The organism is Bacillus sp. S2(2024), from assembly GCF_050474045.1.
Classification (GTDB): Bacteria; Bacillota; Bacilli; order Bacillales; family Bacillaceae_G; genus Bacillus_A; species Bacillus_A yunxiaonensis.
This window is the reverse complement of record NZ_JBFLUS010000003.1, coordinates 3,286,214-3,303,613: the sequence shown is the minus strand read 5'-3', so window position 1 is coordinate 3,303,613 and position 17,400 is coordinate 3,286,214. Positions and strand designations below refer to the sequence as shown.

General features: G+C 36.7%; 18 protein-coding genes and 1 pseudogene. All 19 read left to right on the top strand.

What is annotated here, in order from left to right; genetic code table 11:
- Positions 1-14: 14 nt before the first annotated feature.
- The 19 genes and pseudogenes from AB1284_RS16760 (at position 15) to AB1284_RS16670 (ending at position 17,362) form a co-directional block, all read left to right on the top strand.
- Positions 15-458, top strand: coding sequence for a GatB/YqeY domain-containing protein (locus AB1284_RS16760; protein ID WP_429753830.1), 444 nt, complete (start codon positions 15-17; stop codon positions 456-458).
- Between the two features lie 106 nt (positions 459-564).
- Complete coding sequence (yqfC, locus tag AB1284_RS16755) at positions 565-858, top strand: sporulation protein YqfC (RefSeq protein ID WP_154710175.1); 294 nt, start codon at positions 565-567, stop codon at positions 856-858.
- Between the two features lie 189 nt (positions 859-1,047).
- Positions 1,048-2,247: a sporulation protein YqfD gene (gene yqfD / locus AB1284_RS16750; RefSeq protein ID WP_429753831.1), complete on the top strand. Its 1,200-nt coding sequence runs from the start codon at positions 1,048-1,050 to the stop codon at positions 2,245-2,247.
- A gap of 7 nt (positions 2,248-2,254) precedes the next feature.
- A complete protein-coding gene (locus AB1284_RS16745; RefSeq protein ID WP_429753832.1) occupies positions 2,255-3,214 on the top strand; it encodes a PhoH family protein in 960 nt (319 codons plus the stop codon).
- Positions 3,215-3,393: 179 nt separating this feature from the next.
- A complete protein-coding gene (locus AB1284_RS16740; protein WP_429753833.1) occupies positions 3,394-5,535 on the top strand; it encodes an HD family phosphohydrolase in 2,142 nt (713 codons plus the stop codon).
- Positions 5,536-6,006 (top strand): rRNA maturation RNase YbeY, encoded by a 471-nt coding sequence (gene ybeY, locus AB1284_RS16735; protein ID WP_429753834.1) that lies wholly within the window; start codon positions 5,536-5,538, stop codon positions 6,004-6,006.
- On the top strand, positions 6,003-6,356 hold the full coding sequence (locus AB1284_RS16730; protein ID WP_429753835.1) for a diacylglycerol kinase family protein: 354 nt from the start codon (positions 6,003-6,005) through the stop codon (positions 6,354-6,356). The genes ybeY and AB1284_RS16730 overlap by 4 nt, the downstream gene beginning before the upstream one ends.
- 55 nt (positions 6,357-6,411) lie before the next feature.
- The gene (locus AB1284_RS16725) at positions 6,412-6,810 is read left to right on the top strand and encodes a cytidine deaminase (protein ID WP_336481694.1); all 399 of its coding nucleotides are present in this window, start codon (positions 6,412-6,414) and stop codon (positions 6,808-6,810) included.
- Positions 6,803-7,711 (top strand): GTPase Era, encoded by a 909-nt coding sequence (gene era / locus AB1284_RS16720; protein WP_336481693.1) that lies wholly within the window; start codon positions 6,803-6,805, stop codon positions 7,709-7,711. Before AB1284_RS16725 ends, era begins: the two co-directional genes overlap by 8 nt.
- A gap of 260 nt (positions 7,712-7,971) precedes the next feature.
- On the top strand, positions 7,972-8,115 hold the full coding sequence (locus tag AB1284_RS16715) for a YqzL family protein (protein WP_429753836.1): 144 nt from the start codon (positions 7,972-7,974) through the stop codon (positions 8,113-8,115).
- Positions 8,116-8,148: 33 nt separating this feature from the next.
- Positions 8,149-8,895 (top strand): DNA repair protein RecO, encoded by a 747-nt coding sequence (gene recO / locus AB1284_RS16710; RefSeq protein ID WP_429753837.1) that lies wholly within the window; start codon positions 8,149-8,151, stop codon positions 8,893-8,895.
- Between the two features lie 104 nt (positions 8,896-8,999).
- Positions 9,000-9,632 carry a helix-turn-helix transcriptional regulator gene (locus tag AB1284_RS16705; protein ID WP_429753838.1) on the top strand — a complete coding sequence of 211 codons (633 nt, stop codon included), beginning with the start codon at positions 9,000-9,002 and terminating at the stop codon, positions 9,630-9,632.
- Between the two features lie 29 nt (positions 9,633-9,661).
- Positions 9,662-10,474 (top strand): pyruvate, water dikinase regulatory protein, encoded by an 813-nt coding sequence (locus AB1284_RS16700; protein ID WP_336481691.1) that lies wholly within the window; start codon positions 9,662-9,664, stop codon positions 10,472-10,474.
- Positions 10,475-10,729: 255 nt separating this feature from the next.
- Positions 10,730-11,187, top strand: a pseudogene (locus AB1284_RS16695) (YaiI/YqxD family protein).
- 38 nt (positions 11,188-11,225) lie between these two features.
- A complete protein-coding gene (gene dnaG, locus AB1284_RS16690) occupies positions 11,226-13,022 on the top strand; it encodes a DNA primase (RefSeq protein WP_429753839.1) in 1,797 nt (598 codons plus the stop codon).
- A 59-nt stretch (positions 13,023-13,081) separates the two neighbouring features.
- Positions 13,082-14,203, top strand: a complete 1,122-nt coding sequence (gene rpoD, locus AB1284_RS16685; protein ID WP_230574877.1) for an RNA polymerase sigma factor RpoD — start codon at positions 13,082-13,084, stop codon at positions 14,201-14,203.
- Positions 14,204-14,588: 385 nt separating this feature from the next.
- Positions 14,589-14,948 carry a cytochrome c550 gene (cccA, locus tag AB1284_RS16680; protein WP_429753840.1) on the top strand — a complete coding sequence of 120 codons (360 nt, stop codon included), beginning with the start codon at positions 14,589-14,591 and terminating at the stop codon, positions 14,946-14,948.
- A 588-nt stretch (positions 14,949-15,536) separates the two neighbouring features.
- Entirely contained in the window at positions 15,537-16,244 is a 708-nt protein-coding gene (locus AB1284_RS16675) for a tRNA (adenine(22)-N(1))-methyltransferase (protein WP_429753841.1), read from the top strand.
- The gene (locus tag AB1284_RS16670; RefSeq protein WP_429753842.1) at positions 16,241-17,362 is read left to right on the top strand and encodes a Nif3-like dinuclear metal center hexameric protein; all 1,122 of its coding nucleotides are present in this window, start codon (positions 16,241-16,243) and stop codon (positions 17,360-17,362) included. The genes AB1284_RS16675 and AB1284_RS16670 overlap by 4 nt, the downstream gene beginning before the upstream one ends.
- Positions 17,363-17,400 lie beyond the last annotated feature (38 nt).

Genomic DNA, 17,400 nt, shown 5'->3' with positions numbered 1-17,400 from the left:
AGAGGGTGTAATTTATGAGTCTTCTCAGTCGTTTAAACGATGATATGAAACAAGCGATGAAGAATAGAGAAAAAGAAAAATTAACCGTTATTCGTATGGTTAAGGCTGCTTTACAAAATGAAGAAATTAAACTGCAACACTCTCTTACAGAAGAAGAGGAATTAACAGTTTTAACTCGTCAAGTAAAACAGTATAAAGACTCCCTCCTTGAATTTGAAAAAGCGGGTCGTGAAGACCTTGTTGATAAACTGAAAAGCGAAATTCAGATCTTAGAAACATATTTGCCAGAGCAATTAACAGAAGAAGAATTGACTGCTGTTATTCAGCAAACTATTTCTGAAGTTGGTGCAGCTTCTAAAGCTGATATGGGCAAAGTGATGAGTGCTGTTATACCGAAAGTAAAAGGTAAAGCAGATGGCTCACAAGTGAATAAGCTTGTTTCACAACTATTAGCATAAAAAAGCGTCTCATTATAAATGAGACGCTTTTTTATGTTTTTTTTCAATTTGGACGTGATATTACAAGCCTTTTTTTCATACATATGGGATGAGAGGGGGGTCTTCGATGAGAAAGTTGCAGCAAATGAAAAATTGGATTACTAAGCAGATAGACCTACCTGCAGATGTATTCATGGATCTGCCGAGAATTACACTTGTTGGGCAGGTACATATTTATATAGAAAATCATCGTGGATTATTAGTATTTAGCGATAAAGAGGTGCGGCTTTTGTTAAAACAAGGACAATTATTAATAAAAGGAGACTCTTTTGTTATTAAAACGATTCTTCCAGAAGAGCTTTTACTTGAAGGGACCATTGAGCAAGTCTTGTTTTTAGAAGAAGAAAAGAAAGATAGATAAAGTGAAGCTTCCATTCGTGAGACGCTTTTCCTTACGAATGGTTAGTTGAACGAATCGGGTTCTTACAGTCGGTAAGCCTTCACTTCTTAGTTTTGCTACTACCGACTGTTTGAGCGGGATAAAGTGATAAAGAGGGTGCAGGTCTCTAAGCGGGCTGCGCCTTTTTCAGAAAGCTGATGGGGGCGAGTTATGAAAAATCAGTGGTTTACAAGATGGATTGGGTATGTGAAGGTGCGAATTCAAGGAAGAGGAGTAGAACGATTTGTTAATGAATGTGTAAGGCGTGATATTCTTGTTTGGAATGTGAAGAAAGTTGAAGATAATACACTTGTATTTTGCATGCCACTTCGTGATGTAAAACGATTACGTCCGATTTACCGTAAAAATGAATGCAAACTGTATTTTATTGGACGTTATGGGTTACCGTTTTGGAATAAGCGTTTACTTCGAAATAGCGGTTTTCTTGTTGGTTTTTTACTTTTTTTAGTAAGTGTTATCGCCTTATCAAACATGGTATGGAAAATAGAAATAACAGGGGCAAAGCCAGAAACGGAATATATTTTGATGAAAGAATTGGACAAAATGGGTATTAAGAAAGGGAAGTTGCAATTTCAAATGCCGAGTGTAGAGACTGTACAGCGTTATTTGACTAATAATATTAATGCTATTACATGGGTTGGTTTGGAAGTGAAAGGAACGACATATCACTTTAAAATAGTCGAAAAAAATGAACCAAAAAAAGAAAAAGAACAGGTACCACAACATTTAGTTGCAAAAAAGGAAGCAATTATTACGAAGATGTTTGTAGAGATTGGAAAGCCAGCAGTTATGAAAAATGATTATGTACAAAAAGGACAACTTCTTGTATCGGGGGTGTATGGGAAAGAGGATAGCCCGACGATTGTTTCTGCCAAAGGGGTTGTATTTGGGGAAACTTGGTACAAGTCTGAAGTGGAGGTACCTTTGAAAACGACATTTCAAGTTTATACAGGGAATTCATATAGAGAGCATTATTTGACTTTCGGAAACGCAAAAATAAAAATATGGGGATTTCAGCATGATAAGTATAAGCAGTCTAAAACGGAGATAGTAAGACATGATGTTAAGCTGCTTGGTTTTACACTGCCGATTGCTTATGAAAAAGCGATTGTACGTGAAGAGGAAGAAGCAAACCGTGAATATACAGAAAAACAGGCAATGGCGGTAGCGGAGGAAATGGGACAAAAAGAATTAAAGAAAAAATTGGATGAACGTGCTATGATTATAGGGAAGAAAGTTTTGCATAAACAGGTTGAGAATGGGAATTTAAAATTATTGTTACATTATACAGTGATTGAAAATATTGCAGAGGCTCAACCGATATCTGAATCCGATATTCAAGGAGATTGAGTAATTAATGGCTGAACAATTAGTAGAGATGAATCAACAATTGGAAAACCATAATGAAGCAATTGCTTTGTTTGGAGTAAATGATGTGCATTTAAAAGTAATTGAGAACGAGCTCGAGGTATCGATTGTTACGAGAGGGGAATCTGTTCGTGTATCTGGAACAGACGAAGCGATAGCTCTTGTTGAAGGTATATTAAAACAGCTTCTAGCTGTTATTCGCAAGGGTGTATCGATTTCTGAGCGTGATGTAGCTTACGCAATTCAACTTGGTCGTCAAGGGAAATTGGCTCATTTTGAAGAGTTATATGAAGAAGAAATTTTTAAAACAGCAAAAGGTAAGTCCATCCGTGTGAAAACGATGGGACAAAGGCAATATATTCATGCTATTAAGAAGAATGATATTGTTTTTGGAATGGGACCAGCAGGTACTGGTAAAACATACTTAGCTGTAGTAATGGCTGTTCGAGCATTAAAAAATGGTTATGTAAAAAAAATTATTTTAACCAGACCTGCTGTTGAAGCTGGAGAAAGTTTAGGTTTTTTACCGGGAGATTTGAAAGAAAAAGTGGATCCGTATTTACGCCCTCTTTATGATGCTCTTCATGATGTGCTTGGGCAAGAACATACACAAAGAATGATGGAACGCGGTATCATTGAAATTGCTCCATTAGCATATATGAGAGGCCGAACACTCGATGATGCCTTTGTTATTCTAGATGAAGCGCAAAATACAACAGGAGCACAAATTAAAATGTTTTTAACACGTCTTGGATTTGGTTCAAAAATGGTTGTTACGGGAGATCCATCTCAGATTGATTTACCGAAAGGTGTGAAATCTGGTCTCTCTATTGCAGCGAATATATTAGACGCCGTACCTGGACTTTCGTTTATTAAACTTGAGCAATCGGATGTTGTTCGTCATCCACTTGTACAGCGAATTATTGAAGCATATGATAAAATGGAATGATCCTGCTTGTAAGGATCATTTCTTTTTATCCTGCTCCAACAATCGGTAGTAGTAAAGCAAAGAAGAGAAAACGAACCGATTGTAAGAGCCCGATTGGTTCAACTAACCATTCGTGAGGAAAAAGCGCCTCAAGAAAGGAAGTTTCACTTTATATCAGGAGAGGAGAAGGTATTGTAATTATGTCAAGGTTTCAAGAAGTTGCTAAGTGGTTTCGCAATATACAACATTCGAAAAAACTGAGCTGGATTTCTTATGTTTTAGTAGGAGCAGTGCTATTTTTTGCGCTGATGAATAATGTAAAACCGGAACAATTAGATGTCAAAATGCTGTCTATTTCAAAAAAGACAATCCATTCTCCTGTTAAAATTGAAGATAAAGTAACAACAGAAAAGAAAAAGAGAGAAGCTGCTCAAAAGGTCGAGGATCAGTATACGTATCGAAGTGAATATAAACAAAATCGAATTGATGTTGTAAATTCGGTCTTTGATGCAGTTAAAGAAGTGGATTCAGAGACCAATGCTTCGGCACCAGATGCACAAAAAAACTTATCGACTTCAGAACGATTGGATAAGTTAAAAAAGAAATTGCCAACGGATTTAACGAAAAGTTTGTCTGATCAAGTGCTATTGCAATTTTTAAATGCGGCAGAAGATCAGCTTCTTGTGGCGAGGGAATCAACCGTCACAGCCGTTAATAATTTAATGAGTTCTCATATTAAAATGAATGAAGTGGATCAGTTTAAAGATCGTATTTCTAACGAGTTAAAAAATGTATTTGTTAGCAATGAATTGAAACAAGCAATTATTGCCCTTGGTCAGTATGCGATCGTACCAAATTATTTTTATGATTCGTCTGCTACGAAGGAACGAAAGCAAATGGCGATGGATCAAGTGGCCCCTGTTTATATTTTACAAGGTCAAATTCTTGTGAAAGAAGGCGACACAATCACAAGAGAAATATATGAACAGTTGAAGCTAGTAGGATTACTGGATCAAAGTAATTCATTTCAACCATTTTTGGGACTAGCTATTTTTATTGGTGTTCTTTTATTTTTTATGCATAAGCAATTTGAGGCGTTTTTAAAGCCGAAAAGAGAGGACAAGCCATATATCCTAGCATATACAACAATTGTTGCTATTACAGTTGTTTTAATGAAAATTATTAGTTTGTTTCAAAAGTTAGAATACGCTGGTATTGCTTATATTGTTCCAGTTGCAATGGGAACTATATTAGTGAAGTTGATGATTAGCGATCGGTTTGTTTTCATAACGAGTGTGATTTTTTCGGTGTGTGGTAGTATTTTATTTAATGAAGGGGTAACGAGTACACTGAATTTTTCAGTTGGGATTTATGTATTGCTTAGCTCGCTTTCTGTTAGTATTTTCTTGCGGGAAAAAAATCGCCGTACAATGCTGCTGCAAGCTGGGGTGCTTGTATCTATTTTAAATGTGGTTGTATTAGCAGCTTTATTGTTACTGCGCAACGGAAACTTTTCACCGCTTGAGATTGGAACACATTTATTAATGGCAGCGGCATCTGGGATTATTTCATCTATTTTAGCAATGGGGATTTTGCCATATTTAGAAAGTGCTCTTGGTCTTGTTTCTAGTATGAAGTTGGTGGAATTAGCGAGTCCAAATCATCCATTGCTTCGCAAAATTTTATTAGAAGCACCAGGAACGTATCATCATAGTGTCATGGTTGCAAATTTATCAGAAGCGGCATGTGAAGCTGTAGGAGCAAATGGTGTGTTAGCACGTGTAGGGGCATACTATCACGATATCGGGAAAACGGTGCAGCCGCATTTCTTTATTGAAAATCAAATGGGAATCTCAAATCCTCATGATCGGTTAGATCCTGAAACAAGCAGAGATATTATAATTGCCCATGTTACAAATGGAGTGAAAATGTTAGAAGAACACCATATTCCGCAAGAAATTATTGATATCACGGCACAGCATCATGGAACCACTTTGTTAAAGTATTTCTACTATAAAGCAATGCAAGAGGATAAAGAGAAGTACACAGAAGAGATGTTTCGTTATCCAGGTCCAAAAGCAACATCAAAAGAATCGGCAATTGTCGGCATTGCCGATAGTGTAGAAGCGGCAGTGCGTTCGATGAATGCACCAACGCCGGAGCAAATTGACAATCTTGTTCGTAGTATTATTAAGGATCGTCTACAAGATGGACAATTTAGTGAATGTAATTTAACATTTAAAGAACTGCAAATTGTGGAGAAAACATTATGTGAAACATTAAATGGAATTTTCCATTCTCGGATTAAGTATCCGAAATTATCAGAAGAAAAGGTGAAGTAAATGGGGTTAATAATTGACTTTTTTGATGAAACGGGAGAAGTAAAAGAAGAGTATGTTGACATGATTCAGCAGTTAGTTGAAAAAGCTGCAGATACAGAATCTGTAGAAGATGGAACAGAACTTTCGATTACATTTGTAAATAATGAGCGTATTCAAGAAATTAACCGTGATTATCGTGATAAAGATCAGCCAACAGACGTGATTTCTTTTGCCATGGAAGATATGGGCGAAGGAGAAATGGAAATTGTCGGTGTGGAAATGCCTCGTATGTTAGGGGATATTATTATTTCTATTCCGAGAGCGAAAGAGCAGGCTGAAGAATATGGCCATTCCTTTGAGCGTGAGCTTGGTTTTTTAGCAGTGCATGGCTTTTTACATTTACTTGGTTATGATCATATGACAGAAGAAGAAGAAAAGGTTATGTTTGGAAAGCAAAAAGAAATTCTCGATACTTTTGGATTGGGTAGATGAAAAAAGGGAAACTAATAAATAGTTTTCGCTATGCATTTGCTGGAATTTTCTTTTGTCTTCTCCATGAAAGAAATGTACAAATTCATTGTTTGGCAGCGTGCGTTGTTAGTGGCCTTGGCTTTTATTTTCATATTACGAAAATAGAGTGGCTTATTTTACTGTTGACAATTGGCGTTGTATTTGCATTGGAAATCGTTAATACAGCGATAGAGAAAACAGTTGATTTAGTAACGACTGATGTGAAACCCCTTGCTAAAATAGCGAAAGACGCAGCAGCAGGCGCGGTATTGTTTTTCTCGATTATTGCCGTTGTAATTGGCGCTATTATCTTTGGGCCGTATATGATATAGTTGCATTCCAAAGATTTTTATCTTTTCATAATGTGAATGGAAAGGACGAGACACGATGAACAGCAAAGAATTAATTCAAGAAGCGATCGAAGCGCGTAAACAAGCATATGTACCGTATTCTAAATTTCAAGTCGGTGCTGCCTTATTAACGAAAGACGGGAAAGTATATCGTGGTTGCAATGTTGAGAATGCATCATATGGTTTGTGTAACTGCGCGGAAAGAACGGCGCTATTTAAAGCGATTTCGGAAGGAAGTACAGAATTTACTGCAATTGCAGTTGTAGCAGATACAAAACGCCCAGTGCCTCCTTGTGGAGCGTGTCGTCAAGTTATGGTAGAATTGTGTGAGTCAAATACAAAAGTATATTTAACAAATTTAAGCGGTGACATTCAAGAAACAACAGTAGGAGAATTGTTACCAGGAGCATTTTTAGCGGAGGATTTACATGAATAGAGAAGGTTTTAAATCAGGTTTTGTCTCTATTATTGGGAGACCAAACGTTGGGAAATCAACATTTTTAAACCGAATTATCGGGCAAAAAATTGCGATTATGAGCGATAAACCACAAACAACACGTAACAAAATTCAAGGTGTTTATACAGAAAATGATGCGCAAGTTGTATTTATTGATACACCAGGTATACATAAACCAAAGCATAAACTTGGCGATTTTATGGTTAAAATGGCTCAAACGACAATAAAAGAAGTAGATATTGTTTTGTTTATGGTCAATGCAGAGGAAGGCTTTGGACGCGGTGAAGAGTTTATCATTGAAAAATTACAAGAAACGAAGCGACCAGTATTTTTAGTGATTAATAAAATTGACCAAGTTCATCCAGAGGAGCTGCTTGGGCTTATTGATAAATACCGTACGTTATATGATTTTGCTGAAATTGTACCTATTTCAGCATTAGAAGGAAATAATGTGGAAGCGTTAATTGGGGCGATTAAAAAATATTTACCAGAAGGCCCACAATATTATCCGGAAAATCAAGTGACAGATCATCCAGAGCGCTTTATTATTGCAGAACTTATTCGTGAAAAAGTATTACATTTAACACGTGAGGAAGTGCCGCATTCTGTTGCGGTTGTTATTGATGCAATTCAAAAGCGTGAAGGCGGAGCAATTTATGTTAATGCAACAATTATTGTAGAACGTCCGTCACAAAAAGGAATTGTGATTGGGAAACAAGGTAAGATGTTAAAAGAAGTTGGGAAAAGAGCGCGCTTTGATATTGAGTCACTTCTTGGTTCAAGAGTATTTTTAGAGTTGTGGGTAAAAGTGCAGAAAGATTGGCGTAACAAAATGTCACAGTTACGTGATCTTGGCTTCCGCGAAGACGAATATCTATAAAGTGAAACTGCCATTCGTCAGATGTTTTTCCTCACGAATGGCTAGCTGAACCAACTGGGCGCATGCCAGCAATTATCCCCCACCTATTTTTTCACTTTTCTCTGAATATTGGAGTGGGGTTTTGCTGCCCGCGAATAGAGAGATAAAAACTGTATAATTTAGAAAAAATTTTCTCACATGAAAATGAACAAAATGGGTCATTTTAATAACAAAGCAAGAAATTGGACTACATGTAAGCTTACTGAGAAAGGTGGATTCTTATGTTAGATTTTACCTGGAAAGTTTTCTCGAAAACAGGAAGCATTGAAACGTATCTTCTTTTGAAGGAAATGGAAAAAAATGTAGAAGATGAAATGCAGCAGCATGAAGAAGTACAAGTAGAGCTAGATTCTCCAATTTCCTAACCCATTTTGTTCGAACCTTGGATGGTGACGAACATGTTTCAAAAAATTGAGGGAATTGTCATTCGAACGATTGATTATGGAGAAACAAACAAAATTGTAACTATATTTTCCCGCGAATTAGGAAAAGTTAGTGCAATGGCCAGAGGAGCTAAAAAACCTAAAAGTAGACTGGCATCCATTTCTCAATTATTAACTCACGGTCATTTTCTCATTCAAATGGGTTCCGGTTTAGGGACATTACAGCAAGGTGAGATTATTTCTTCTATGCGAGAAATCCGTGAAGATTTATTTTTAACTGCTTATGCGTCATTTATTGTTGAACTGACTGATAAAGCGACAGAAGAGAAAAAACATAATCCGTATTTATTTGAAATGTTATATCAAACGTTGCATTATATGAGTGAAGGGGTTGACCCAGAAGTTCTAGCGCTAATTTATCAAACGAAAATGTTGCCAGTTTTCGGGCTTAATCCATACTTTGATACATGTGCGATTTGTCACCAGTCAACAGACTTTGTCGCCTTCTCTATTAGGGAAGGCGGTTTTCTGTGTAAACATCACGCTGAGCAAGACCCGTACCGTATTGTGATTGGAGAAGCTGTTCACAAGCTGTTGCGGTTATTTTATCATTTTGATTTAGCGCGTCTTGGAAATGTATCTGTTAAAGACGAAACAAAAAAACAAATGCGCACAGTATTGAATATGTACTATGATGAATATTGCGGGATATATTTAAAATCAAGACGTTTTTTAGATCAGCTTGATAAATTTCAAATATAGAGGACCAAATGAGGTCCTTTTTACATACTTTCTTTTTCGAATGACATATTTAGTATATAATATTTAAGAGATAGTATAACTCTTTTCGTGTTGTAATGAAGGTGGTGATTATCATAGAACTAAATAAGCGCCAAGAACATATCATCCAGATTGTAAAAGATAACGGTCCAATTACAGGAGAAGCGATTGCTGAGCAATTAAATTTAACGAGAGCAACGCTTAGGCCAGATTTAGCTATTTTAACAATGGCGGGTTATTTAGAAGCACGTCCGCGTGTTGGTTACTTTTATACTGGAAAAACAGGTGGACAACTGCTTTCTGAGGCGGTTAAAAAAGTTATTGTACAAGATTATCAATCTAGGCCGGCTGTAATTGATAAAAACGTTTCTGTATATGATGCAATCTGTGCAATGTTTTTAGAAGATGTCGGTACTTTATTTATCGTTGACCAAAATACATTGTTAGTCGGTGTTGTTTCTCGAAAAGATTTGCTGAGAGCAAGTCTAGGAAAGCAGGATTTGACGTCATTGCCGGTAAATATTATTATGACAAGAATGCCGAATGTTACGATGTGTCGCAAGGAAGATAGCTTGTATGATGTCGCAATGGATTTAATAGAAAAGCAGATTGATGCTGTTCCGGTTGTAAAGGACACAAAACAAGGATTAGAAGTTGTCGGTCGCATCACAAAAACTAATATTACGCGTGCATTCGTTGATTTAGTGAATCATGAGTAAGTGCAATTCGTTTAAAGTGAGGTAATGCAATGAATAGTAAAATCGTATATGTCGTATCTGATTCGGTTGGAGAAACAGCTGATTTAGTTGTTCGAGCAGCTATGGGGCAATTTCCATTTGCGCCGGACATTAGACGTGTACCGTACGTAGAAGATACAGGGACATTAAAAGAAGTTATTTCTATCGCCAAAAGTAATGATGCGCTTATTTGTTTTACGTTAGTAAAGCCTGATATGCGAAAATATTTACGGGAAGAAGCGGCAAAAGAGGGTGTAGAGGCTTATGATATTATCGGTCCTCTTATCGACCAAATTGAAGAGGTAACAGGGCAAATTCCAAGATATGAGCCAGGGGTTGTACGAAAGTTGGATGAAGAGTATTTCAAAAAGATTGAAGCGATTGAATTTGCTGTGAAATATGACGATGGTAGAGATGCACGTGGTCTTTTAAAAGCTGATATCGTATTAATCGGAGTGTCTCGTACATCAAAAACACCACTTTCACAATATCTTGCACATAACAAGCGATTAAAAGTAGCTAATGTTCCTCTCGTGCCTGAAGTGGATCCGCCGGAAGAATTATATCGCGTGCCGAAAGAAAAATGCTTTGGCTTAAAAATAACACCTGATAAATTAAATCATATTCGCAAAGAACGTTTAAAGTCTCTTGGGTTAAGTGATGGAGCGAGTTACGCTAATATTAATCGTATTAAAGAAGAGATTGAACACTTTGAACGTGTAGTGAGTAAAATCGGTTGTCCTGTTATTGATGTATCCAATAAAGCGATTGAAGAAACAGCAAATATTATTGTGAATGCAGTGCAAAACCGACAGAAGTTTTAGCACATTTACCAAAGGTGAATGTGCTTTTTTCACTCAATTATGAAAATTTAACAGATGTGTAGCTAAGTTTAGAAAAATATATTATAATAAAAAATTGTGATAAAAACATTCATTTTACGTTTAGACTTTAATTTTTCAGAATAAACTAGGGATAAGATTTGTGAAGGAAATACTTTTACGTAAAATCGACAAAAATCTAAACAAGAAAACAGACATTATGGAAGGATTCACAGAAGGGATGTAGAATAGAGAAATATGCAAAACATCACTAAAATTTTTGTTGATGCAGATGCATGTCCAGTGAAGGAAGAAATTTTGCACATCGTACAAAATTTCATGTCGACATTTGGTTTGTCGCATCCTACGCCCATCAGTCAAGAAGCCAAAAAGGAAATTGGGTATATGTAGATTCTGCACAAGATGAGGTGGATTTTTACATCTATCAGCGTGCAAAGGCAGGAAATCTCGTTATCACACAAGATATGGGGCTTGCTGGTCTTCTTGTTAAAAAAGGAGTGTACGTATTATCTCCGCGCGGCACATTTGTAACCGATGAGCATATGGATACAATTTTATATAATCGATATGTATCTGCGAAGTTACGTAGACAAGGAACCTTTACAAAAGGGCCAAAAACGTTTGCTAAGCGTGATCGACAATGTTTTTTGTCTAGTTTAGAAAAAATATTGTCGAATTATAAAGGAATTCTTTAGTTTGTATCGAATACAAAATACGACACGGAGATGGAGTTATGGGAAACAAAATTCCCGAGGAAGTTGTAGAACAAATTCGTACATCGTCTGATATTGTTGATGTGATTGGTGAATATGTGCAGCTTAAAAAACAAGGTCGAAATTATTTTGGACTTTGCCCTTTTCATGGCGAGAACTCACCGTCGTTTTCTGTTTCCTCTGATAAGCAAATTTTTCATTGCTTCGGATGCGGAGAAGGAGGAAATGTTTTTTCCTTCTTAATGAAAATAGACGGACTGTCTTTTGTGGAAGCTGTACAAAAATTAGGTGAGCGAAATGATATTCCTGTTGCTAACTTTACATCAGAACTAGAGCAAAAACAAAACATATCTGATGATAGTACGATTATGTTGCAAGCTCATGAGCTTTTGAAAAAGTATTACCATCATCTCTTAGTAAATACAGAAGATGGGAAACAAGCACTTTCGTATTTGCTAGAGCGAGGTATTACGAAAGAAATGATTGCAAAGTTTGAAATTGGGTATGCCACTCCCGCTTGGGATGCAGCGGCGAAAATCTTGCAAAAGCGGGGATTCTCACCAGCTGTTATGGAACAAGCTGGCTTACTTATTCGCAGCGAGAAGGATGGCAGTTATCATGATCGTTTTCGTGGACGAGTTATATTTCCAATTCATACCTTGCAAGGAAAAGTAGCTGCTTTTAGTGGACGGGCATTAGGAGATGATACACCTAAGTATTTGAATAGCCCAGAAACACCTATTTTTCATAAAAGCAAGCTGTTATATAATTTTCATCAAGCAAGGCCATTTATTCGAAAACGAGGGCAAGTTCTTCTCTTTGAAGGATATGCGGATGTTTTAGCAGCTGTGAAAAGTGGGATTGAAGAATCTGTTGCAACAATGGGCACTGCTTTAACTGAGGAACAGGCGAAGCTTCTGCGGCGTAATGTTGAAACTGTTGTTCTTTGCTATGATGGTGATAAAGCAGGACAAGAAGCAACGATGAAAGCAGGACAATTGTTATTGCAAACCGGTTGTGAAGTGAAGGTTGTCTCTATGCCAGATAAATTAGACCCTGACGAATATGTGCAGCGATACGGGATAACACCGTTTCAAAAACTTGTACATGCAAGTATAAGTTTTGTTGGATTTAAAATAAATTATCTTCGTTTAGGGAAAAATTTACAAGATGAATCTGGAAAAGAAGCTTATGTGAAAAGTGTTTTAAAAGAGTTAGCTTCATTGCAAGATGCAATGCAGGCGGAATCGTATTTGAAGGCATTGTCACAGGAATTTGCTTACTCAATGGAAACACTACTTGGGCAATTGCACCAATATCGCAAAGAACAAAAGGTACAGCAAAAACAGACAAAGCCAATTTCGCAGCCTTCTCAAATTGTTCATGCGAAGCCGAAATTTTCTGGTTTTGAAAGAGCTGAAAGAGAGCTTATTTATCATATGTTGCAAAGTGTAGATATCGCTTTTCGTATCGAGCCTCATATAGAAGATTTTCATACAGAAGAACATAAAGGGATTTTATATGAGCTATACGCATATTATGAAAAGGGAAATGAACCGTCAGTCGGAAACTTTTTAAGCTGGCTTTCTGACGAAAAGTTAAAAAATATTGTAACTAATATTTCAACAGATGAGATGATTAATCCCGAATTCTCAGAAGAATTGCTTCATGGTAACGTAGATGCTTTACGTCGGCATAAGCAAAAAATAAAGAAAATGGAAAATATTTTTATGCTCAAGCAAATGGAAAAAGAAGACCATTTGGCAGCAGCGCGTTTTTTCCAAGAGTATTTACAAAAGCGAAAAGCAAGAAAATAGCTTTTTGTATAAAAACTTATTATAATCATTGTTTGTATCTCGCGTAAGGAGGGGAACAAATGGCTGATAAACCAGCTCGTTCTAAACAAATTGAAACTGATATAACACTTGAGCAAGTGAAAGAGCAACTCACAGAGCTCGGAAAAAAACGTGGCGTTCTTACATATGAAGAGATTGCAGAACGCATGAGCGGATTTGATATTGAATCCGAACAAATGGATGAATATTATGAATATTTAGGTGAACAAGGAATTGATTTAGTTGGCGACAGCGATGAAGATCCAAATACACATCAATTAGCCAAAACAGAAGAAGAGTTTGACTTAAATGATTTAAGTGTACCGCCAGGTGTGAAAATCAATGATCCTGTGCGCATGTACTTAAAAGAAATTGGTCGTGTTGACTTACTATCTGCTGAAGAAGAAATTGCTCTTGCAAAACGTATTGAAGAAGGCGATGAAGAAGCGAAGCGCCGCCTTGCAGAAGCAAACTTACGTCTTGTTGTAAGTATTGCAAAACGTTATGTTGGCCGCGGTATGCTTTTCTTAGACTTAATTCAAGAAGGGAATATGGGTCTAATTAAAGCAGTTGAAAAGTTTGATTACCGCAAAGGGTATAAATTTAGTACGTATGCAACATGGTGGATTCGCCAAGCGATTACACGTGCAATTGCAGACCAAGCAAGAACAATTCGTATACCAGTTCATATGGTTGAAACAATTAATAAATTAATTCGTGTTCAACGTCAATTATTACAAGATTTAGGTCGTGAGCCGTCTCCTGAAGAAATTGGTGAAGAGATGGATCTAGCTCCTGAAAAAGTACGCGAAATCTTAAAAATTGCACAAGAGCCAGTATCTCTTGAAACACCAATTGGTGAAGAGGACGACTCTCATTTAGGTGACTTTATTGAAGACCAAGAAGCAACATCTCCTGCAGATCATGCAGCATATGAGTTATTAAAAGAGCAATTAGAAGATGTACTAGATACATTAACAGATCGTGAAGAAAATGTTCTTCGTCTTCGTTTCGGTTTAGACGATGGACGAACTCGCACGCTTGAAGAAGTTGGAAAAGTATTCGGCGTTACGAGAGAGCGTATTCGTCAAATTGAAGCAAAAGCGCTTCGTAAATTAAGACACCCAAGCCGTAGCAAACGTTTGAAAGATTTCTTAGAATAGAGATTTGCTTAAAGTTTACTTCAGTAATATGAAGTAAACTTTTTTCTTTTGTTAATTTTTGTTAAAATTTAGCTATCAAAAGCAATTACAATTCTTGTAATTTATTTTACAGAATTGTCTTTTGATTTGCAAATGGTCATTTTTCGATTTTTCGATTAATTTCGTGTATTCCTAGCAAAAATATGTGGAAAATATAACTGTTTATGATGAGAAAAGTGGATATTTATCAAAAATTTACGTGATTTTGTAGCGGAATAATTGATTGAATATATGGAATATTTTAAACTTATTGTAGTTTGGTCTTTTCTGGTAGAATATTTTCAAGTACAATATAAATGACTGAATCATCAAACTATTAAGGGGTATAGAGGGGGAAAAAGAAAAAATGAAGCGTAATCCGTTAATTCCATTTGCTCTTATTGCCGTATTAGGAATTATTATGATGTTTGTATTTTCATTTCAAGGTATGAATAAATCAAAGGAGCTAGCTGAGGCGAAGAAGCCCGGGGGAAAAACGACGCAGACAGCAGCAAAACCTGAAGATATTGTAAAGCAAAATTGTACAAGTTGTCATGGTGATCAGTTGCAAGGAGCAGTTGGTCCTAATTTGCAAAAAGTAGGTGACAGACTTTCGAAAGATCAAATCCAAGAAGTTATTTTAAAAGGAAGAGGAAACATGCCATCAGGTATTATTCCAGCGGATCAAGCGTCAAAGGTTGCAGATTGGTTATCAAAGAAAAAATAATATATTGTTACATGGCAACTCTTTGCGTCTTAGCGAAGGGTCTTTTTTTGTCTTGATTTAATGAGCAGTAAGATTCCAGCTTCAAGATCTTGAGAAGTTAAAGAAGATAGATGGGAGATGATTGCTGAGTACTTCAATTAACTATTAGTCGGGATGAAGAAAATCCTCCATTGATGGAAGTTTCACTGTATTATGTTTGCTTTCTGTTTACCTTCTTTTTAAAATAAAGAGGATCAAGATAATTTCAAAAAAGACATGTGGTGACTACATGAAATAATTATTTTATGATATATGGAAGTTTCACTTTATCCCGCTATTTGCGGGCAGTAAGGTCCCACCTAAAAATTGAGAGAAAAGCGCGAAGAAGATAGGTGAGACTAACTGCCCATAAAAGCCCGATTGGTGAGGGCTAACAATCAGTGGGGGAAAGAAAACCCCCACTGATTGTAGTTTCACTTTATCGCCTAAAATGTTGAATTCGAAAAAAACGGTTTGTAAGGTAAGTAAAATAATTTATTCCCTTGCAACAACAACTATAAATTCTTTATCATGGAGACAGACTGAAAAGAGAAGGAGCAATTGAAACAAATGAATGAAGTAAAGCTTTCAAAACGATTAGAAGAAGTGGTGCTTGAAATTCCAAAGGGTTCTACTGTTGCAGATATTGGTTCGGATCATGCTTATTTACCTTGTTATACGGTTTTACATAATATTGCCACACAGGCGGTAGCGGGAGAGGTTGTAGAAGGTCCGTTCCGTTCTGCCCAAGCTACGGTAGCAGAGTGCGGATTGCAAAATAAAGTGAACGTACGTAAAGGAAATGGCTTAGAAGTAATCGCGCCAGGTGAAGTAGATGTAATTACAATTGCAGGTATGGGTGGTGCGTTAATTCGTGATATTTTAGAGAATGGAAAAGAGAAACTTAGTGGTGTAACCCGTTTAATTTTACAGCCTAACATTGCTGCGCACCATATTCGCGAATGGTTTATTGAAAATGGCTGGGAATTAATAAAAGAAAAAATTATAAAAGAAGACGGCAAGATTTACGAAATTTTAGTAGGGGAACAGGGAAACACCCTTGCACCGTACAGTGAAAAAAAAGAAGAAGCTTTGTTAATGGGACCATTTTTAATGAAAGAGAAAAATGAAGTGTTTGTAGAAAAATGGGAGAGTGAACGTAAAAACTTTAAAAATATTTGTAAGCAATTAGAACTTGCGACAGAAACAGAAGATACAAAAGTGAAGCGTGCAGAAGTGTTAGAGAAGATCCGTATGATTGAGGAGGTTTTATCATGAGTAAAACGCCGAATGGATATGAAATCATTTCTTTATTTGAAAGTATGTACCCAAAACATTTAGCGATGGAAGGCGATAAGGTTGGATTGCAAATTGGGGCATTGAATAAAACGGTAGAGAGTGTTTTAATCGCACTTGATGTAACGGAAGAAGTTGTACAAGAGGCGATAGAAAAAGGGGCGAATTTAATTATTGCCCATCATCCGCTTATCTTTAATCCATTAAAACTAATTCATACAGAGCAAGCATATGGACGGATTATTGAAATGTGTATAAAACACGATATTGCAGTTTATGCTGCTCATACAAATGTGGATATTGCCAAAGGTGGTGTGAATGATTTACTTGCAGACGCTTTAGGATTGCAGGAAACAGAAGTGCTTGTTCCTACTTATGCAGAAGAAATGAAAAAGGTAGTTGTATTTGTTCCTTCTTCTCATGCAGAAGTGGTACGTCAGGCGATTGGTGATGCGGGAGCGGGTCATATCGGGAATTATAGTCATTGTACGTTTAATAGTGGGGGCACTGGTACATTTATGCCGCAAGAAGGAACAAATCCGTATATCGGAAAGACAGGGCATTTAGAACAGGTGGAAGAAGTTCGTATTGAAACTATTATTCCTGCTTCCCTGCAGCGTAAAATCATGAAAGCAATGCTACAGGCACATCCGTATGAAGAAGTAGCATATGATATTTACCCGCTAGAGAACAAAGGTGAAACATTAGGACTTGGGAAAATCGGGTATTTACCACAAGAAATGACATTACAACAGTTTGCAGAGCATGTGAAGGAATCTCTTGAAGTGAAGGGAGCTCGCGTTGTTGGAAACTTACATGATACTGTGAAAAAAGTAGCGGTACTTGGCGGGGATGGGAATAAGTATATAAAGCAGGCGAAGTATAAAGGAGCAGACGTATATGTGACAGGAGATATGTATTATCATGTTGCGCATGATGCGATGATGCTTGGATTAAATATTGTAGATCCGGGACATAACGTAGAAAAAGTGATGAAAAAAGGTGTACAAAAACAATTACAAGCAAAAGTAGATGAGAGAAAATTTACTGCGCGTATTCATGCTTCAGAATTACATACAGATCCATTTACGTTTGTATAACGTGGACTAGAATAAAATCCGTTATCTTATAAGATAAC